This is a genomic window from Pseudomonas sp. PS01299, from assembly GCF_029960145.1.
Taxonomy (GTDB): Bacteria; Pseudomonadota; Gammaproteobacteria; order Pseudomonadales; family Pseudomonadaceae; genus Aquipseudomonas; species Aquipseudomonas putida_A.
Window position 1 is genome coordinate 1 of the sequence record NZ_JASCPO010000484.1, and the last position, 1,259, is coordinate 1,259.

Sequence of the window (1,259 nt, forward strand, 5' to 3'; positions counted from 1 at the left end):
GAGAAAGACGACCAGTTCACCATCACCTCACAGGTACAAAGCCGTGAAGGCTGGCTGATGCACCCACTCAATGAGGAACTGCGTAATGGCCAAGACGGCAAATTGCGCAGCATTCCAATCCGTTTGCTGTTCAATGAACCTGATCTCAATTTTCGGGCGGACTACAGTCTGTTCGACCGTACCACTGGCCGGCCGCTGTGCGTAGGCAATGGCGACACCTGCAAGCGACAATGTGAGGACGGCATCCAGTCGTTGCCCTGCCCTTCACCAGATGGCTGTTCACTGGCTCAAGGCAATGCCTGCAAGCCTTACGGCCGGCTGAATGTGGTGATTGGCGATGACGATTCGCTGGGTAGCTTTGTCTTTCGTACCACGGGGTTCAACAGCATCCGAACCCTGACGGCACGCCTGCAGTATTTCCAGGCCATATCCGGCAACCGCCTGGCCTGCCTGCCACTAGAGCTACGCCTGCGCGGTAAGTCCACCCGGCAGAGCCACGGAGCACCAATTTTCTACGTAGACATCACGGTACGCAGTGGTCTGAGTATGGAACGTGCCTTGCTGGAGGCTAAGCAACTGGATGAAACCCGGCAAGCCACTGGCTTTGATCAGACCGCCTTGGATCGCGCGGCACGACAGGGCTTTAACAATGGGGCCTTCGAAGAGAGTGAGGAGGACACCGGCGCCATCGTCGAGGAATTCTTCCCTGCCGTTGAATACTCCCCCCGAAACGAAGATGCCCTACCTCAACCAGCTGCGTCTACAAAGCCTTCACTGGCCCAAAAGCTGGAGTTCCAGGCGACCCGACATAACGGCAGGCCTTCGGCCCAGTAACGCCCTCCTCGACCTCCTCAGCGCTCCCCCATTCGTACAGGAATACCAGCATGAAATATCACAAGCTCATCGCCGGTGAAACGACCGGCACTTATGACTTGGAGTCACCAATCACCGAAGCTGACATCCTACAGATGGCTCAACAACTCGCGATGAGTCGTTTGTCGAAAGGCAGAGCATTGACTGAGCCTAAGCACGTATTCAGTCATCTACAAACACTGCTGCAGTACCATGAGCACGAAGTCTTTGCATTGCTGCTGCTCGACACCAAGCATCAGGTGATTGGCTTCAGAGAGCTATTCGGAGGCACTCTGGAAGGTGCCAGGGTGTACCCACGGGAAGTGGTCAAGATCGCCCTAGAGCAGACGGCCGCAGCCGTGATCCTGGTCCACTATGATCCGTCTGAGGACCCCGAGCCCAGTCAA

2 protein-coding genes are annotated in these 1,259 nt (G+C 56.3%); both read left to right on the forward strand.

The window, feature by feature from the left end; translation table 11 throughout:
- A partial coding sequence (locus tag QMX91_RS31150; protein ID WP_282413908.1) for a hydrolase or metal-binding protein occupies window positions 1-834 on the forward strand: 834 nt, incomplete at its 5' end.
- A gap of 50 nt (window positions 835-884) precedes the next feature.
- Window positions 885-1,259 (forward strand): JAB domain-containing protein (locus QMX91_RS31155; protein WP_282413909.1); only part of this gene is annotated, 375 nt, incomplete at its 3' end.